Source organism: Pseudoalteromonas lipolytica (assembly GCF_003515105.1).
In the GTDB taxonomy this organism is placed as follows: domain Bacteria; phylum Pseudomonadota; class Gammaproteobacteria; order Enterobacterales; family Alteromonadaceae; genus Pseudoalteromonas; species Pseudoalteromonas lipolytica.
The window spans coordinates 1,419,765-1,435,072 of record NZ_CP032090.1 but is presented as its reverse complement, the minus strand read 5'-3'; the positions used below and the strand labels follow the sequence as shown (position 1 = coordinate 1,435,072).

Here is a 15,308-nt window from a genome sequence, read left to right as displayed (position 1 = left end):
GCCTCTGTTTTATCTAACAGCTGAAAGCCCAAGTCGTTGAGTTACAACCCTAATTCAGCCATAAAATCATCATCGGCATCGTCTGCTTGTGATGCTGCTTTTTGCTTTTCAGCTTTTTGTTTTGCTTCGTTTTCAATGATGTCATCAGGGTCAACCGCTTCTGAAATATCAAAGTCATGAAGCTTGATAAACTCAGTTTTATCCATCGCAAGCTCAAGATAGAAGATATTTTGCTTCGATGTAGTGAATGTCACGCGGCGTGCTTGTGGTCTATCCATAGTGGTATCAACCGAAATCTGTACTTGCTTGTTGATTGCCATCATCTTAGGTTGGTTTTGGGTGATAGACGTATGCAATTGGTCACGTACTTTAGAAGTAAAGTCACCCACGATTTGGTTCATCAGCTCACCAAGTACGTTGGCAACGTCGTCTGATAAATGGCTATTGGCTATTTCTTCTTCTGGCATACCCATACTGCGCATATAATCATGGTAAATTTCCATCGCCGCTTGTGCCGTGAAGTTTGTTACCACCAGGCCTGTAAAACCACCATCGAACAATACAAAACAACCTATATCTGGGCGCATGCAGGTACGGGTAATTTTTTGTACCATAGCCGAATAGCTAATTTTATTGCCACTTGCTGACGATAATACGCCGGTTACTGAATGACACAGAGTTGATAAGATATCTTCTGTACTGATCACTTTGCTTTTAGTCATTAAACTTCTCTTTCTTGTACTTGTTATTGATAATTCTAGCCAAGCTACTGAATTTATCACTGACTATCCAGCTAAAAATGCTAAAATAGCGGTATTATTTTTTAAAGAGACTGTTCACGTGACGCAAAAAGACAGTATTTATGCCACTGAGCAAGCGGTTAAAGACTTTAGTTTTGACCAACATGTAGTTGAAGTATTCCCAGATATGATCCAGCGTTCGGTGCCGGGTTATGCCACTATTGTTAGTACCATGGGAAAACTAGCTGGTGAGTACGCACAAAGTAACTCAAACCTATATGATTTAGGCTGCTCGTTAGGCGCTGTAACATTAAGCATGCGCCGTAATATTCGTACAGATAACTGTAATATCATTGCGGTAGATAACTCACAAGCCATGGTTGAGCGTTGTAAACTGCATTTACAAGGCTTTCGTTCTGAAGTACCCGTTACAGTTACCCTTGGTGATATTAACGATTTAGCCATTGAAAATGCTTCTGTTGTAGCAATGAACTTTACCCTGCAGTTTATTCCGCCTGAAAAGCGCCACGCAGTGCTTGAGAAAATCTATGCTAATTTAAAGCCCGGTGGCGTGTTGCTGCTTAGCGAAAAAATTAAAGGTGAAAATGAGCAATGCAATAATTTGCTGATTGATTTACACCATGATTTTAAACGTCACAACGGTTACTCAGAACTTGAGATCAGCCAAAAACGCACAGCGATTGAAAATGTTATGCGCCCTGATCATTTGAGTACTCATTTAGCACGCCTCACTGAGATTGGCTTTAGCCAAACCCAAGTATGGTACCAATGTTTTAATTTCTGCTCGATGATTGCCATCAAGTAACAGCACAACGATATAAAGAGTATTTCATGTCTCAATGGTTTAACCAATTTTACGCTGCAATAGCACAAAGCCCGCTCAGTCATTGGCTCGAAACCTTGCCTGCTCAACTTAAGCATTGGGAGCAAGAAGCAAGTCATGGTGATTTACCCAAATGGCAAAAGGTATTAAAAAACTTACCAGAAATCAGTACGGATCATGTAAACCTGCAAGATAAAGTACAGATAGGCACAGGCGATGAGTTATCAGAAGGTCAACAAAAGCAGCTCACCCATTTATTAAAACGCATGATGCCTTGGCGTAAAGGCCCATTTAGCTTACACGGTATCGACATTGATACTGAATGGCGCAGCGATTGGAAATGGGATCGTTTGTTGCCGCATATTGAGCCATTAAAAGGCCGTACAGTACTTGATATTGGCTGTGGTTCTGGTTACCACTTATGGCGTATGCGTGGTGAAGGTGCCAACTTTGTGGTGGGCATTGACCCCTCTGATCTATTTTTATGCCAGTTTCAAGCGATTAAACATTACCACCAAGATGACAATGTTCACTTATTACCACTCGGTGTTGAAGCACTGCCAGAGCTTAAAGCGTTTGATACCGTGTTTTCGATGGGGGTGTTATATCATCGTCGCTCGCCTATCGACTTTTTAGCCCAATTAAAAGCACAGCTTCGTCCTGGGGGTGAATTAGTGTTAGAAACGCTGGTTGTCGAAGGTGACGAACACACGGTACTTGTGCCCACCGATCGTTACGCAAAAATGCGCAACGTGTGGTTTATTCCAAGTACGGCAGCATTAAAGCTGTGGATGGAGCGCGTTGGTTTTAAAGATGTCCAAGTTAAAGATTGTGCAATCACCACACTTGAAGAACAACGCAAAACCCAGTGGATGGAAAACGAGTCACTGGTTGACTTTTTAGACCCCACCGACACCAGCAAAACGATTGAGGGCTACCCTGCTCCTCTGCGGGCTATTTTAACGGCGAAAGCCTAACCTATTTTACCCCTCTTTATTTAGGCGCCAGAACACACTGGCGCCTCTATCTTTACACCTTCATTCTCATTTTGCGGACAACTGTCCTTGTCAAGTCGGTTAAAGTGATTTTTCAACTAGCCGCGCCAGTGCAATTGTTGTAAAATACGCGCGTTTCTAAGCAACCCACATGCAACTTTTTTGAGGAAAACCTGTGAGCGAACAAAAACAGTCTCTTAGCTATAAAGACGCGGGCGTAGATATCGATGCCGGTAATGCACTTGTTGAGCGTATTAAAGGCGTCGTTAAAAAAACCAAACGTCCTGAAGTAATGGGCGGTATCGGTGGTTTTGGCGCACTTTGCGAACTACCAACTGGCTATAAAGAGCCTGTCCTGGTTGCTGGCACAGACGGTGTTGGTACAAAACTACGTTTAGCAATCGATCTTAAAAAGCACGATACAGTGGGTATCGACCTTGTTGCTATGTGTGTAAACGACCTTATTGTACAAGGTGCTGAGCCACTATTTTTCCTTGATTACTATGCAACGGGTAAATTAGACGTCGACACTGCAGCCGATGTTGTAACAGGTATCGGTAAAGGCTGTGAGCTTTCTGGCTGTGCGTTAATCGGCGGTGAGACTGCTGAAATGCCAGGTATGTATGAAGGTGAAGACTACGATATGGCTGGTTTCTGCACCGGTGTTGTAGAAAAGTCAAAAATTATCGATGGCACTAAAGTGGCTGCTGGCGACCAATTAATCGCTCTAGCATCAAGTGGTCCTCATTCAAACGGCTTCTCATTAATTCGTAAAGTACTTGAAGTATCAGGTGCTGACACAAGCGCTGACCTAGACGGCAAAACACTGGGCGATCACCTTTTAGAGCCAACTCGCATCTACGTTAAACAACTTCTTGAGTTATTTAAGCAGGTTGACGTTCACGCGTTATCGCACATCACAGGCGGTGGTTTCTGGGAAAATATCCCACGTGTTTTACCTGAATCTGCAAAAGCAGTGATCAAAGGTGACAGCTGGGAATGGCCTGTAATTTTCAACTGGTTACAAGAAAATGGCAACATCACAACTCACGAAATGTACCGTACATTTAACTGTGGTGTTGGCATGGTATTAGTTGTTCCAGCCGATAAACTTGAGCAAAGCCTAGCGATTCTAAAAGATCTTGGCGAAAATGCATGGCATATCGGTGAAATCCAAGATGCAAAAGCTGGCGAAGAGCAAGTTGAAATTTTAGGTGGCCGTGATTAATGGCCCCTTGTCGTCTTGTTGTATTAATTTCTGGTAGTGGTTCGAATCTTCAGGCCATCATTGATGCCTGTGGACGTGGTGAAATTAACGCCGATATCGCCGCTGTAATTAGTAATAAAGCCGACGCCTATGGCCTTGAACGAGCAAAGAATGCAGGTATACAAACACGTGTACTTAGCCATAAAGACTTTGACTCACGCGAGGCCTATGATGCAGAGTTAATGGACATTATTGACAGTTTTGAACCAAATCTGGTTGTATTAGCTGGTTTTATGCGTATTCTAACACCTAACTTAGTGCAAAAATTTAAAGGAAAAATGTTGAACATTCATCCTTCTTTGTTGCCTAAGTACCAAGGGCTGAATACCCACCAACGAGCGATAGATGCAAAAGATGATGTTCATGGCGTTAGTGTTCACTTTGTGACAGAAGAGCTAGACGGTGGTCCCGTTGTGCTTCAAGCCAAAGTGCCGGTACTCGAAAACGATACCGCAGAAACACTCGCACAACGTGTTCATCAGCAAGAACATATAATCTATCCTTTGGTGGTCAAGTGGTTCAGTGAACAACGACTCAAGATGGAAGCAGATTATGCAGTTTTTGACGAAAAACAACTTCCTGCACACGGCGCGCACTACCCAGAATAAAAATCGAAGTGCCCTACTCGCGTGTGTGGGCACTTTATTACTTCCTACCAGTGTTTTAGCTGGCGATCTCACTCAATACCAAGCCAAATACGATGTACTTCGTAAAGGTGAAACCCATGGTAAAGCAGTACGCGAACTTAAAAAAACAGCCAACGATAGCTATGTGCTAACTTATCATAGTGAAATCGAATGGATGATATTTTCTGATTCACGAAAAGAAACTTCAAAATTTACCTATCAAGATCAAAAAGTATCGCCTTTAAGCTACACAATGGAGCGCTCTGGTACAGGACCTGATAAAGAGTACACATTAAAATTTGATGCTGCACAAAAGCAAGTGAACAGTAATCAAAGTAAATACCCGCTAAAATTTGATTGGTCAGATGATTTTCAAGACTCTCTGTCGTACCAAGTTCAAGTGCGCGAAGAGTTAAAGCAAGGTAAAACCCAGCTTTCATACCCATTAGTAGATAAAAAAGGAAATCTGCGTAGCTACGACTTTGAAGTCATTGGCACCGAAATGATTTCTTTACCAATCGGCAATATTGAAGCCATTAAAGTAAAACGCTTATACGATAACGATAAACGTCAAGCCCTTGCTTGGTTTGCTCCCGAAATGGATTACATGTTAGTGCGTATGTGGAAAGGCGAAAAAGGCGTGGAACAGTTTGAAGTACAACTTAACTCATTCACAGTAACAGCACCTGTGAGTACGCCGACTGCGGTTAAGCAAGAAATGAGTAACGAAGCGCCGTAAAAGCGCTTCGATGTTATCGTTATATTTTCTCGCCCATTTTAAATAGCACGAACTCACCTGGTTCCATTTTTTGCCAGCGCTCATCGTGGGTAAGTGGTCGGGTTGCAATGACAGTAACCACATCATTCGGTGTGGTTTCTTTTTGAAAATCAACCACCATATCAGCATCAATTAATGTGGCTTTGCCAAACGGCGCACGACGGGTGATCCAATGCAGATTATTAGTACAATAAGCCAACACATACACGCCATCCGTTAATAGCATATTAAACACCCCCTTTTCTCGCAGAGTATGGGCGAGTTTTGCGGCATAACGGAAAACCGACGCCATGTTGGATGGGCGCTTAGGGTACTTTTCACGAATTTTATCGAGTAGCCAGCAAAAAGCCAATTCACTGTCGGTGTTGCCAACTGGCCGATAGTAATCAGGCTTTAAGTCATGATAATTAGACAACTGACCATTATGTGCGTAAGTAATTTCGCGGCCCCATAATTCACGCGTGAATGGGTGTGTATTTTCAAGACACACGCGGCCACGATTGCCCTGACGAATATGACTAATAACCGAAATACTCTTTATAGGATACGCTTTAACAAGCTTCGCAATCTCAGATTGGCAGCTTGGCTCAGGATCTTTAAACGTACGGCAGCCTTTTCCTTCATAAAAAGTAATGCCCCAGCCATCTTTATGTGGGCCGGTGTTACCGCCACGTTCTAATAAGCCTGAAAAACTAAAACAAATATCCGTTGGTACATTGGCAGACATGCCAAGCAACTCACACATAGAACTCTTTACCTATAAAACTAAATGAAGGAATGGCATTAATAGCGAAGCTGTGCCAGCAGTTATTGTTAAACATAGCGACACTATTAGCAACTACCCTATTTGTATTTTATTAACTATCTGGTTGAACACGCTAAATTTTTACTTTTACCAACATTATTATTTATTAAATCGCAATAATAAACCCGAATGCCAATCTGGTTGTCTGCTCATCATGGTTTACACTGTAAAAAATGAACAGGTAAAATTAGTTTTATCCGTGTCCCCCTCTTGATAATTAGCGTATCTAGCGCTACTCTAAGAGAGGTGGTCTGACCTCTATTAAGGAATAATCAATGACTCTCTTATTTTTACTTGGTTTACTCGTGCTGCTTAGTATTGCGAGTTACCACAGAGCAAGCTGGAATACCTGCTTAGGTATTGCCATTGCGACCTTACTTGTTGGCACTTTTGCTGGCGCGTTTGGCGCAATTAGTTGGCTACTATTCTTATTAATTGCTGTGCCACTTTCTGTGACTAGCATTCGTCAACAATACATTATCAAGCCTATTTTTGCTGCATTTAAAAAAGTCACTCCGACAATGTCGGATACAGAAAAATCAGCAATCGATGCCGGTACAACATGGTGGGAAGCGGATCTATTCTGCGGCCGTCCTGACTGGAATAAATTACATCAATACCCAGTACCCAAACTAACCATTGAAGAGCAAGCCTTTATTGATGGTCCTGTTGAAGAAGTATGTGGCATGCTTGATGATTGGCACGCAACTCATGAATTAACCGATTTACCACAAGATGTTTGGCAATATCTAAAAGATAATAAATTCTTTGCCATGATCATCAAAAAAGAATACGGCGGTTTAGAGTTTTCTGCGTTTGCACAATCATGCGTACTGCAAAAGCTTACGAGTAAATCAACACTACTTTCTTCAATTGTTGGTGTGCCTAACTCGTTAGGTCCAGGTGAGCTGCTTCAGCACTATGGTACTAAAGAGCAAAAAGATCATTACTTACCACGCTTAGCAAGTGGTCAAGAAATTCCATGTTTCGCCCTAACCTCACCTGAAGCCGGTTCAGACGCGAGTGCTATTCCTGACTACGGTGTCGTATGTAAAGGTCAGTGGAATGGTGAAGAAGTGGTAGGTATTAGCCTAACATGGAATAAACGTTACATTACCCTAGCACCTGTTGCGACAGTGCTTGGTCTTGCTTTTAAATTACAAGATCCAGACGGGTTATTAGGTGATGACAAAGAACCAGGTATTACTTGTGCGCTGATCCCAACAGACACTCCAGGGGTTGAAATTGGTCGTCGTCACTTCCCGTTGAATGTTCCATTCCAAAATGGTCCTACACGCGGTAAAGACATTTTCGTACCACTAGATTACATCATTGGTGGCCCTAAAATGGCTGGCCAAGGCTGGCGTATGTTGGTTGAATGCTTATCGGTAGGTCGCGCAATCACCTTGCCGTCTAATTCAACGGGTGGAATTAAAACCATCGCACTTGCTACTGGTTCATACAGCCGCATTCGTCGTCAATTCCGTTTACCTATCGGTCAAATGGAAGGGGTTGAAGAGTCACTCGCAAAACTTGCAGGTTATGCCTACAGCTCTGATGCCGCAGTCAGCATGTCGACCGGTGCCGTTGACCTTGGTGAAAAGCCGTCAGTGGTATCCGCTATCATTAAATACCACTTAACAGAACAAATGCGTGAAGCAACCATTCACGGCATGGATGTTCACGGTGGTAAAGGCATTATGCTTGGTCCAAACAATTATTTAGGCCGTGGTTACCAAGGTGCGCCAATTGCAATAACAGTTGAAGGTGCAAACATTCTTACGCGTAACATGATCATTTATGGTCAAGGTGCAATTCGTTGTCATCCGTTCGTACTTACTGAACTAGGTGCATGCTCGATTGAAGACCGCGAAGAAGCACTTGCAGTATTCGACAAAGCACTTATGGGTCATATTGGTTTTACCATTTCGAACCTAGTACGTACTAAGTGGTTAGCATTCACCGGTGCGCGCTTTACAAGTACGCCGTACAAAGATGAAACCGCAGAGTTTTACCGCGTAGCGTCACGTTTTAGTGCTTCACTTGCATTAATGTCTGACATCAGCATGGCTGTATTTGGTGGTTCATTAAAACGTAAAGAGCGTATTTCAGCACGTTTAGGTGACTTACTAAGCTACTTATACCTAGTGTCTGCAACACTTAAACGTTACAACGACGAAGGCCGTAAAAAAGAAGATTTTGCGCTTGTTCAATGGAGCTGCCAAGATCACCTTTATCACTGCCAACGTGCACTGGCTGACTTAATTAATAACATGCCATCTGCTGCGCTTCGTGCGATGCTTAAAATCATGTTATTCCCATTTGGTCGCCCGGTACGCAAGCCAACAGATAAGCTTGAGCACAAACTCGCACACTTATTACAAGTACCTAGCGAAACACGTAACCGTTTAGCAAGTTATGTATACCTTAAAAATGAGCCACTTAACTTAGTGGGCCGTCAAGAGCAAACGCTTAAAGACGTACTAGAAGTTGAACCATTATTTGATAAAGTATGCCGCGAAAAAGGCGTAAAACTGCCTTTCTTCCAACTTGATAAAGTGGCGCAAATGGGCCTTGAAGCAGGCATTTTAAGCCAAGCCGAAGCTGATAAACTAGCTGCTGTTGAAAAAGCTCGTCTCGATGTAATTAACGTAGACGATTTTGACCCAGCTGACCTCGTTGCAGGTAAAGCTGCACGTAGCGGAAATAACAGCAAAGCTGATGCAGCTTAAGCAATTAACGCTATTCCAATTGTTATAACACACCAAACCAGCGCATAATGCGCTGGTTTTTTTTGCGCTAAAAGCTGCTGTAAAAAGCACCACACAGCAGCCAAAGCGACCAGCGGCCATTGTAAAACATTTAACAAAAGCATTGCCGCCAATGTCGCTGCACTATAAAACAGTAAACTGGGTATAAAATGACTTAAATAAAACCGTCTGTACTGACCATTTGTTTGAAAAAACACTCGGTATTTTTGAAGCACTGCAAAGCAATCAAACTGTAATGAACTACCTAGTAATACACAGTTTGCCAACACCATAACCTGTATCGCATGATTAAAGTCGCTACGAATTTCAACTAGTTGCACTGCGGCTAATAGGCTTGCAGTAAACAAAGCACTTCGCCAAATTACACTCCAGCTGTGCTCCAAAAAGTAACTAATCCAAAATGAAGTGAGTGAACTAACCACACGTTTGTGACTGAGGTTCATGTTAGGAAAAAATAAACTCCCCATAAAACCAATTAAAAAGCCGCTATGGTAGTGTAAGGAATCTAAACTAAACGGTAAAAGAACCAGAATACTACACGCTAAAAAACCATAAAATAGCGAATAAGGTCTATAAATTACCATTAAACCGCACAGCCACTGCAACAGCATAAATAGAATAAAATGAGGAACCTGCAACCATTGCTGAAGACGAAGGTCAACGGCTATCAATAAGCTTGCCATTAACCACACATTACTGAGTAGTAAAAGCTTACAGTCGATTAAAATTAGCCAAGCAGGCTTAAAGATATGTGCTTGAAAGGCTCTATTTTCTGAGTTTGTTATAGCAGGAGCAACAGCCCATAACATAACGGCTTGCAGTGCCAGATAGAGCAAAGCTAACTGGGCGCTAAAACGGGCATGTTCATGGCTGTCTACAATTTTACCCAGCCCCAAAAATAACAACAGCGCGATGCCTAAAACCGCAGGCCCAAGCACTAACGCAAACAACAAACCAAAGTTTTTAAGCTGCGCCAGTAAGTTCTTAAGTGCAGTTGTATATGCTAAATAGCGGTAGCTCATTAATGCATTATAACGTGACAAGCTCTCTATCATAATGGCGTACACTCAAAGCCTTGGTGTAAAAACACATCTGGCTCGTGGCTGGTTAAAATGATTTGCCCATCGGGTTTATCACTTAAATAGTTATCAAGCAAATTTAGTAAATAATGGATACTTGCTTGGTCAAGTGCTGCACTCGGCTCATCTAAAAGCAAATAAGGCGCCCGCTTCATAAACGTGATTATAAGCTGGCATTTTTTTTGATTGCCTGTCGATAATGCACTAAAACGGGTGTGTAAGTGTTCGCTGAACTTAAATCCGTTAATAAGGTCAATTGGCGCAGGCACATTTAAGGCTTTACAGGTCAGTTGAATAATTTGCTGAGCCGTTAAAAAATCAGGTAAACAAATGCGATCGCTGGCAATAGCCACATACTTTTGTGGTGAACTATGCTGTTTATTAGCATACATTATTTGCCCCGACTGTGGTTTTTCAAGGCCAGCAATTATCATCAGTAACGTGGTTTTGCCACTCCCATTGCTCGCCTGTAAGCACATTTTCTTACTGTTAAATTGCTTATTATAATTTTCGAACACGGTTGCTGTAGCAAAACGCTTATTGAGATTTTTTATTTCTATCATTGCCATTCCTTTGCGAAATTTAAATTGTAACACAGCAATGTCCCTAAAAAGTTACATGCTTTGTAACAATTATTTAGCTGCAAAACTTGCGTTTATATATTGAACAAGTAAGACTCAATAACGGAAAAATAATAAGGAATAATTAAAATGAAACCGAGTTTTCAACTAGCAGCCATTGCGTGTGCATTAAGCCTTGCATTAGCAGGATGTTCACAATCAAACCAAACGACCACCAGCGAAATTAGTCAGCAACAAGAACACACTATTAAACAGTATGACGCTGAAACATTTTTTGATACCACTTCAATTATGGGCAGCAGCTTTTCACCTAAAGGTGACAAAATCCTTGTTAGCAGTGATGAAAGCGGCATCTATAGCCTCTACGAAATTGATATTAAAACAGCGAACAAAACACGTTTAACAAACTTTGAAGACAGCACCTATGCTGTTCGCTATTTTCCAAATGATGAGCGCGTATTATTTACCAAGGACTCAGGCGGGAACGAGCGCTATCATATTTATGTACGTGAGACAGACGGCACTGTCAAAGACCTGACTCCTGGCGATGAAACTCGTGCCAGCTTTGCGGGCTTTACAGACGATGGAAAACACTTTTTTATAACGAGTAATCAACGCGATCCTAAGTTTATGGATTTATATCGCGTAGACAGTTCACGCTATGAAATAACACCTGTTTATCAAAATACTCTCGGTCTAGATGTCGGGGCGATTAGCCCTGATGGCCGCTTTATTGCTTTATCAAAAAATAACTCTAATAAAGACAGTGATGTGTTCATTCTCGATACAATGAAAAAAATGCTCAAACCTGAGCTAATCACTCGTCATGATAATGAAGCGCAATATGGCCCTGAAACATTCTCAAAAGACAGCAAGTCTCTGTATTACTCGACCGATGCAAAAGGTGAATTTTCACAGGTTTGGCGCTATGACTTAACGACAGGTGAGCACAGCCCCGCCCTAAAAGATGACTGGGATGTCAGCTTTATTTACTTCTCAAAATCAGGGCGTTACCAAGTAAGTGGGGTTAATGCTGATGCCAGTACTAAAGTGACAATCATTGACACAAAAACCAATAAACAAATCGATATGCCTGCCTTGCCCCCGGGCAATTTACGTGGTGTAAGCTTTTCAGCTGATGAAAAGAGCATGGCGTTTTACCTAAATTCAGATACCTCGCCAAGTAACTTATTTGTTTGGCAATTAGGCGAAACGAAAGCAAAAAAACTGACCCATACTTTAAGCGATGCAATTGATCAAAATGATCTTGTTGAAAGCACGATTGTGCGTTTTAAAAGCTTTGACGGTTTAGAAATCCCTGGCGTTTTATATAAGCCCAAACAGGCTAATAGTAACAATAAAGTGCCTGCTCTAGTGTGGGTGCATGGGGGTCCGGGCGGCCAGAGCCGCACAGGTTACAGCGCAATGCAGCAACATTTAGTTAATCATGGCTATGCTATATTTGCTGTAAACAATCGCGGTAGCTCTGGCTATGGTAAAACTTTTTTCCATTTAGATGATAAAAAGCATGGCACAGACGATTTGCAAGATATTGTCTACGGGAAAAAGCACTTACAGAGCTTAGACTGGGTTGATGCTGATAAAATTGGCATTATGGGTGGCAGTTACGGTGGCTTTATGACGGCAGCGGCGCTGGTTTTCGAACCTGAAGAATTTAAAGTAGGTATTAATATTTTTGGCGTAACTAACTGGGTAAGAACATTAAACTCTATACCACCTTGGTGGGAAAGCTTTAAAAAGGCACTGTACGATGAAATGGGTGACCCTGCAACTGATGGCGAACGCCATCGAGCGATATCTCCCCTCTTCCATGCTAAAAACATTACGAAACCACTGATGGTTATTCAAGGTGCAAACGACCCTCGTGTATTGCAAGTTGAGAGTGATGAGCTTGTTGCCGCAGTAAAAGCGAATGGTGTCCCCGTAGAATACGTGTTGTTCGATGACGAAGGTCATGGTTTTACTAAAAAAGAAAACCGTATCAAAGCATCAAACGCGTACCTTGAGTTTTTAAATACGTACTTGAAAAACTAAATTTTAGAAGCCGGTGTACACCGGCTTCTTTATCAAAACACCTGTATAAACCTCAAATATCCTGCATACAAACTACTGTATAAACTTCGATATAAAACACTGTATATATTATTTCATCCATTTTTCACAAAATATCACACTGCAAAGAAACAAAATAACTAATTGTTTTTAAAGATTTAATTTTTAAAATTATTAAAAGCTGAATAATTGGTTAAAAAAATAGCAAAAAACACTTGCGCAAAAATACTGTATAAACTACTGTATACACATACTGTATAAACAACCAGTGAGTGAAAGTTATGTTACAGCCAATTACCTTAAGAACCGTTAAAAGCTATCAACAAGATAACGACAAAGCGTCGGTTAATTTAATTCAAATTGAAGACGAAATTTCAGCAACATTTGAGCTATTAAAGGTATTACATCACTATAACAGTCAAAGTGCGTGGACATTGTTAATTGCACCTGATCATGTGCCAAGTAAAGCATTACTCGATTCATGTTCAATCGACACCAGTAAACTGTTAGTGATCAGACAAAAGCACCTTGTGAATCTTGAATATGTGTTAAGTTCGGCGCTGCACAACGGTAACTTTGCCGCAGTGATCACCTGGACAGATATTGTCAGCAACAATCAACTAGATTCTATGACTCTTAATTTAGAACATGCATCTGCAAAGTTTTACTGCTTCACCAAAAGCAACCCATTAAACAATTTAGTACCGCAGCCACAATAGGCTTGCTAAAATAGCAATTTATTGTTTTAGGTAAGTTGTTATGACATCACTCACACACTCCCTTTGTCCTTGTGGCAGCAAACAAGATTACTCGCTTTGCTGCCAACCTTTGCACACAGGCGATAGCCAAGCACAAACGCCGGAACAACTTATGCGTTCTCGCTTTAGTGCTTATGCCTTAAAAGATGCAAAATATGTCTTTACAACATACGCACAAAGCCAACAAACCGCTAACCCTGTTAGCGAAATCAAAGATTTTGCTAATAGCTGTCGTTTTACCAAGCTAAGCGTTTTAGATACTGAATATAACGAGCAAGAAGGTTTTGTAGAATTTAAAGCAAATTACTTTTACCAAAACTTGTATTGTGAGTTACACGAGAAATCGCGTTTTATTAAAGAAGATGGACTATGGCGTTACCTTGATGGTGAAATAACGCCCGTTGCTGATATTAAAACTGGCCGTAATGATGAATGCCCTTGCGGTAGCGGCAAAAAATATAAAAAGTGTCACGCAATTTAAATCACGGCTATTCACTGTTTATATAGCCAATCTAAACCTTGACTAGCCATTGTAGGGAAAGCCGTTGCGTGGTGGGCATGTGATATAAATCAACACAAAATAATGTCATTGTATTTCAGACAATAAAAATGGGCCTCAAGGCCCATTCTTAAATTCTATGAATTATAACGACTATTCTTCGTCAAATTCTTGTAACTGGCGTTGTGCTGGACGCGCTAGAATCTCGACATAAAACGATGTAAGCCCTTTTGCTTCAATATCGCTAATGCATTTATTAATTTCCGCCACATGAACGACTTTCGCGTCGTCAGCTGACTCTCCAAATTTACAATCAAATGCCCAGTAATCGGCATCTTCTGGGAGAGTTTTATTACGCTCACGTTTTAAATACTTCTTCACTTCGTGCTTAGCTGCATCAACCATGCGAGGGTATTTAATTTTCTCATGGTTAAGCGTGAATGTTTTCTTCATTATAGTCCTAATAACTTGGTTCAATGATAATGGCATAAAGCCATTTGGGCGCATTATAACAAGCACATAAAAAATTAGCTGTACTTTTTACTGATTTGCACCAATTTACCTACCTTTGTAAGTGTAGCGTACAAGGCGAGTATGACAATTTCAATTAATTAAGCAGTTGCCAATTGCAAAGGCTGATGAATCGCCTCGTCCGTTAAGCTGTCATAAAACGCAGCTGCATCCATTTGCATACGCTCTGTGGGTGCGTTTTTATCGTAATAGCGTTTTCTGACTGCTGGCTCACAGTTATCGATGACTTCTAACGGCACATGATTTTTATCATCGCGGATAGCAAGCGGCTCAGGACTGAGACAATTACGTAGGCGAATATCTGACAAGCCACCTTGTAAAAGTCGCAGCCCATTATTCTGCCCGATTAACATATCATATTGTTCAGGCGCTAATGGTTGTTTTGGGCCTGCCCCTAACTCATTTCTGAGTACGTGTTCTGAACTCTGAGTATCGGTTAATTCTGTTTTCGGTAAATGAAACTGGCTAAAATCAAGCGCATCATGAGACAGCATCGCCAATAATAAGGCAAACTCACCTTGGCGGTGTTCATGAACACTTTTGTTAAGACGATTATCAAGTTGACTCTCGTTGAGCAACAAACCATCAATTTGCATAGACTTTGGCCGAATAGTTTCAAGATTAACCAGTTATCGGCATTAATCTATTTTTCTTTAGTTTTTTTCTTTACTTAAAGAGCCAGTTTGCTATTATCAGCGCCGTTGCATTGGAGGGGTTCCCGAGCGGCCAAAGGGATCAGACTGTAAATCTGACGGCTCAGCCTTCGCTGGTTCGAATCCAGCTCCCTCCACCACTTTTCTACGCTCAGTTAAGTGGGGCCAAATGCAATAAAAATTAGTGTGGAGGGGTTCCCGAGCGGCCAAAGGGATCAGACTGTAAATCTGACGGCTCAGCCTTCGCTGGTTCGAATCCAGCTCCCTCCACCACTTTCCTTCTCTGCTAATTCACTATTCTATTTTTC

The 15,308-nt window shown here is 41.5% G+C and carries 15 protein-coding genes and 2 tRNA genes; 11 read left to right on the top strand and 6 right to left on the bottom strand.

The window, feature by feature from the left end:
- Positions 1-41 precede the first annotated feature (41 nt).
- Positions 42-722, bottom strand: a complete 681-nt coding sequence (locus D0907_RS06525) for a DUF3334 family protein (RefSeq protein ID WP_036969376.1) — start codon at positions 720-722, stop codon at positions 42-44.
- Positions 723-840: 118 nt separating this feature from the next.
- On the opposite strand from D0907_RS06525, the gene cmoA reads away from it, so the two are divergent.
- From cmoA to D0907_RS06500, 5 genes are all read left to right on the top strand, one after another.
- The gene (cmoA, locus tag D0907_RS06520; protein WP_036971611.1) at positions 841-1,566 is read left to right on the top strand and encodes a carboxy-S-adenosyl-L-methionine synthase CmoA; all 726 of its coding nucleotides are present in this window, start codon (positions 841-843) and stop codon (positions 1,564-1,566) included.
- Between the two features lie 26 nt (positions 1,567-1,592).
- A complete protein-coding gene (cmoB, locus tag D0907_RS06515; RefSeq protein ID WP_036969378.1) occupies positions 1,593-2,561 on the top strand; it encodes a tRNA 5-methoxyuridine(34)/uridine 5-oxyacetic acid(34) synthase CmoB in 969 nt (322 codons plus the stop codon).
- 193 nt (positions 2,562-2,754) lie between these two features.
- Positions 2,755-3,807, top strand: a complete 1,053-nt coding sequence (gene purM / locus D0907_RS06510; RefSeq protein WP_036969381.1) for a phosphoribosylformylglycinamidine cyclo-ligase — start codon at positions 2,755-2,757, stop codon at positions 3,805-3,807.
- The gene (gene purN, locus D0907_RS06505) at positions 3,807-4,454 is read left to right on the top strand and encodes a phosphoribosylglycinamide formyltransferase (RefSeq protein ID WP_065979357.1); all 648 of its coding nucleotides are present in this window, start codon (positions 3,807-3,809) and stop codon (positions 4,452-4,454) included. Before purM ends, purN begins: the two co-directional genes overlap by 1 nt.
- Positions 4,399-5,211, top strand: coding sequence for a DUF3108 domain-containing protein (locus D0907_RS06500; RefSeq protein WP_083422938.1), 813 nt, complete (start codon positions 4,399-4,401; stop codon positions 5,209-5,211). Before purN ends, D0907_RS06500 begins: the two co-directional genes overlap by 56 nt.
- Before the next feature lie 19 nt (positions 5,212-5,230).
- On the opposite strand, the gene D0907_RS06495 is transcribed toward D0907_RS06500, so the two are convergent.
- The gene (locus D0907_RS06495; RefSeq protein WP_036969389.1) at positions 5,231-5,995 is read right to left on the bottom strand and encodes a class II glutamine amidotransferase; all 765 of its coding nucleotides are present in this window, start codon (positions 5,993-5,995) and stop codon (positions 5,231-5,233) included.
- Between the two features lie 335 nt (positions 5,996-6,330).
- On the opposite strand from D0907_RS06495, the gene fadE reads away from it, so the two are divergent.
- Positions 6,331-8,787, top strand: a complete 2,457-nt coding sequence (gene fadE / locus D0907_RS06490) for an acyl-CoA dehydrogenase FadE (protein ID WP_036969391.1) — start codon at positions 6,331-6,333, stop codon at positions 8,785-8,787.
- Here the strand turns inward: fadE and D0907_RS06485 are convergent.
- Together D0907_RS06485 and D0907_RS06480 are read right to left on the bottom strand one after the other, a co-directional pair.
- Entirely contained in the window at positions 8,784-9,869 is a 1,086-nt protein-coding gene (locus D0907_RS06485; RefSeq protein ID WP_244223145.1) for a DUF6136 family protein, read from the bottom strand. The genes fadE and D0907_RS06485 overlap by 4 nt on opposite strands.
- 8 nt (positions 9,870-9,877) lie before the next feature.
- Positions 9,878-10,468, bottom strand: a complete 591-nt coding sequence (locus tag D0907_RS06480) for an ATP-binding cassette domain-containing protein (RefSeq protein ID WP_036969395.1) — start codon at positions 10,466-10,468, stop codon at positions 9,878-9,880.
- 147 nt (positions 10,469-10,615) lie between these two features.
- Here D0907_RS06480 and D0907_RS06475 point away from each other — a divergent pair, with 147 nt between their 5' ends.
- The 3 genes from D0907_RS06475 (at position 10,616) to D0907_RS06465 (ending at position 13,798) form a co-directional block, all read left to right on the top strand.
- The gene (locus tag D0907_RS06475; RefSeq protein WP_118844187.1) at positions 10,616-12,541 is read left to right on the top strand and encodes a S9 family peptidase; all 1,926 of its coding nucleotides are present in this window, start codon (positions 10,616-10,618) and stop codon (positions 12,539-12,541) included.
- A 299-nt stretch (positions 12,542-12,840) separates the two neighbouring features.
- Positions 12,841-13,278, top strand: a complete 438-nt coding sequence (locus D0907_RS06470) for a SulA-like leucine-rich domain-containing protein (protein ID WP_036969400.1) — start codon at positions 12,841-12,843, stop codon at positions 13,276-13,278.
- A gap of 40 nt (positions 13,279-13,318) precedes the next feature.
- Positions 13,319-13,798, top strand: coding sequence for a YchJ family protein (locus D0907_RS06465; RefSeq protein ID WP_118844186.1), 480 nt, complete (start codon positions 13,319-13,321; stop codon positions 13,796-13,798).
- 171 nt (positions 13,799-13,969) lie between these two features.
- On the opposite strand, the gene D0907_RS06460 is transcribed toward D0907_RS06465, so the two are convergent.
- Positions 13,970-14,269, bottom strand: coding sequence for a DUF6172 family protein (locus D0907_RS06460; RefSeq protein WP_036969405.1), 300 nt, complete (start codon positions 14,267-14,269; stop codon positions 13,970-13,972).
- A 158-nt stretch (positions 14,270-14,427) separates the two neighbouring features.
- Positions 14,428-14,943 carry a VC2046/SO_2500 family protein gene (locus tag D0907_RS06455; RefSeq protein ID WP_065979363.1) on the bottom strand — a complete coding sequence of 172 codons (516 nt, stop codon included), beginning with the start codon at positions 14,941-14,943 and terminating at the stop codon, positions 14,428-14,430.
- A gap of 112 nt (positions 14,944-15,055) precedes the next feature.
- Here D0907_RS06455 and D0907_RS06450 point away from each other — a divergent pair.
- A tRNA-Tyr gene (locus tag D0907_RS06450) sits at positions 15,056-15,140 on the top strand.
- 48 nt (positions 15,141-15,188) lie between these two features.
- Positions 15,189-15,273 (top strand) — tRNA-Tyr (locus D0907_RS06445).
- Positions 15,274-15,308 lie beyond the last annotated feature (35 nt).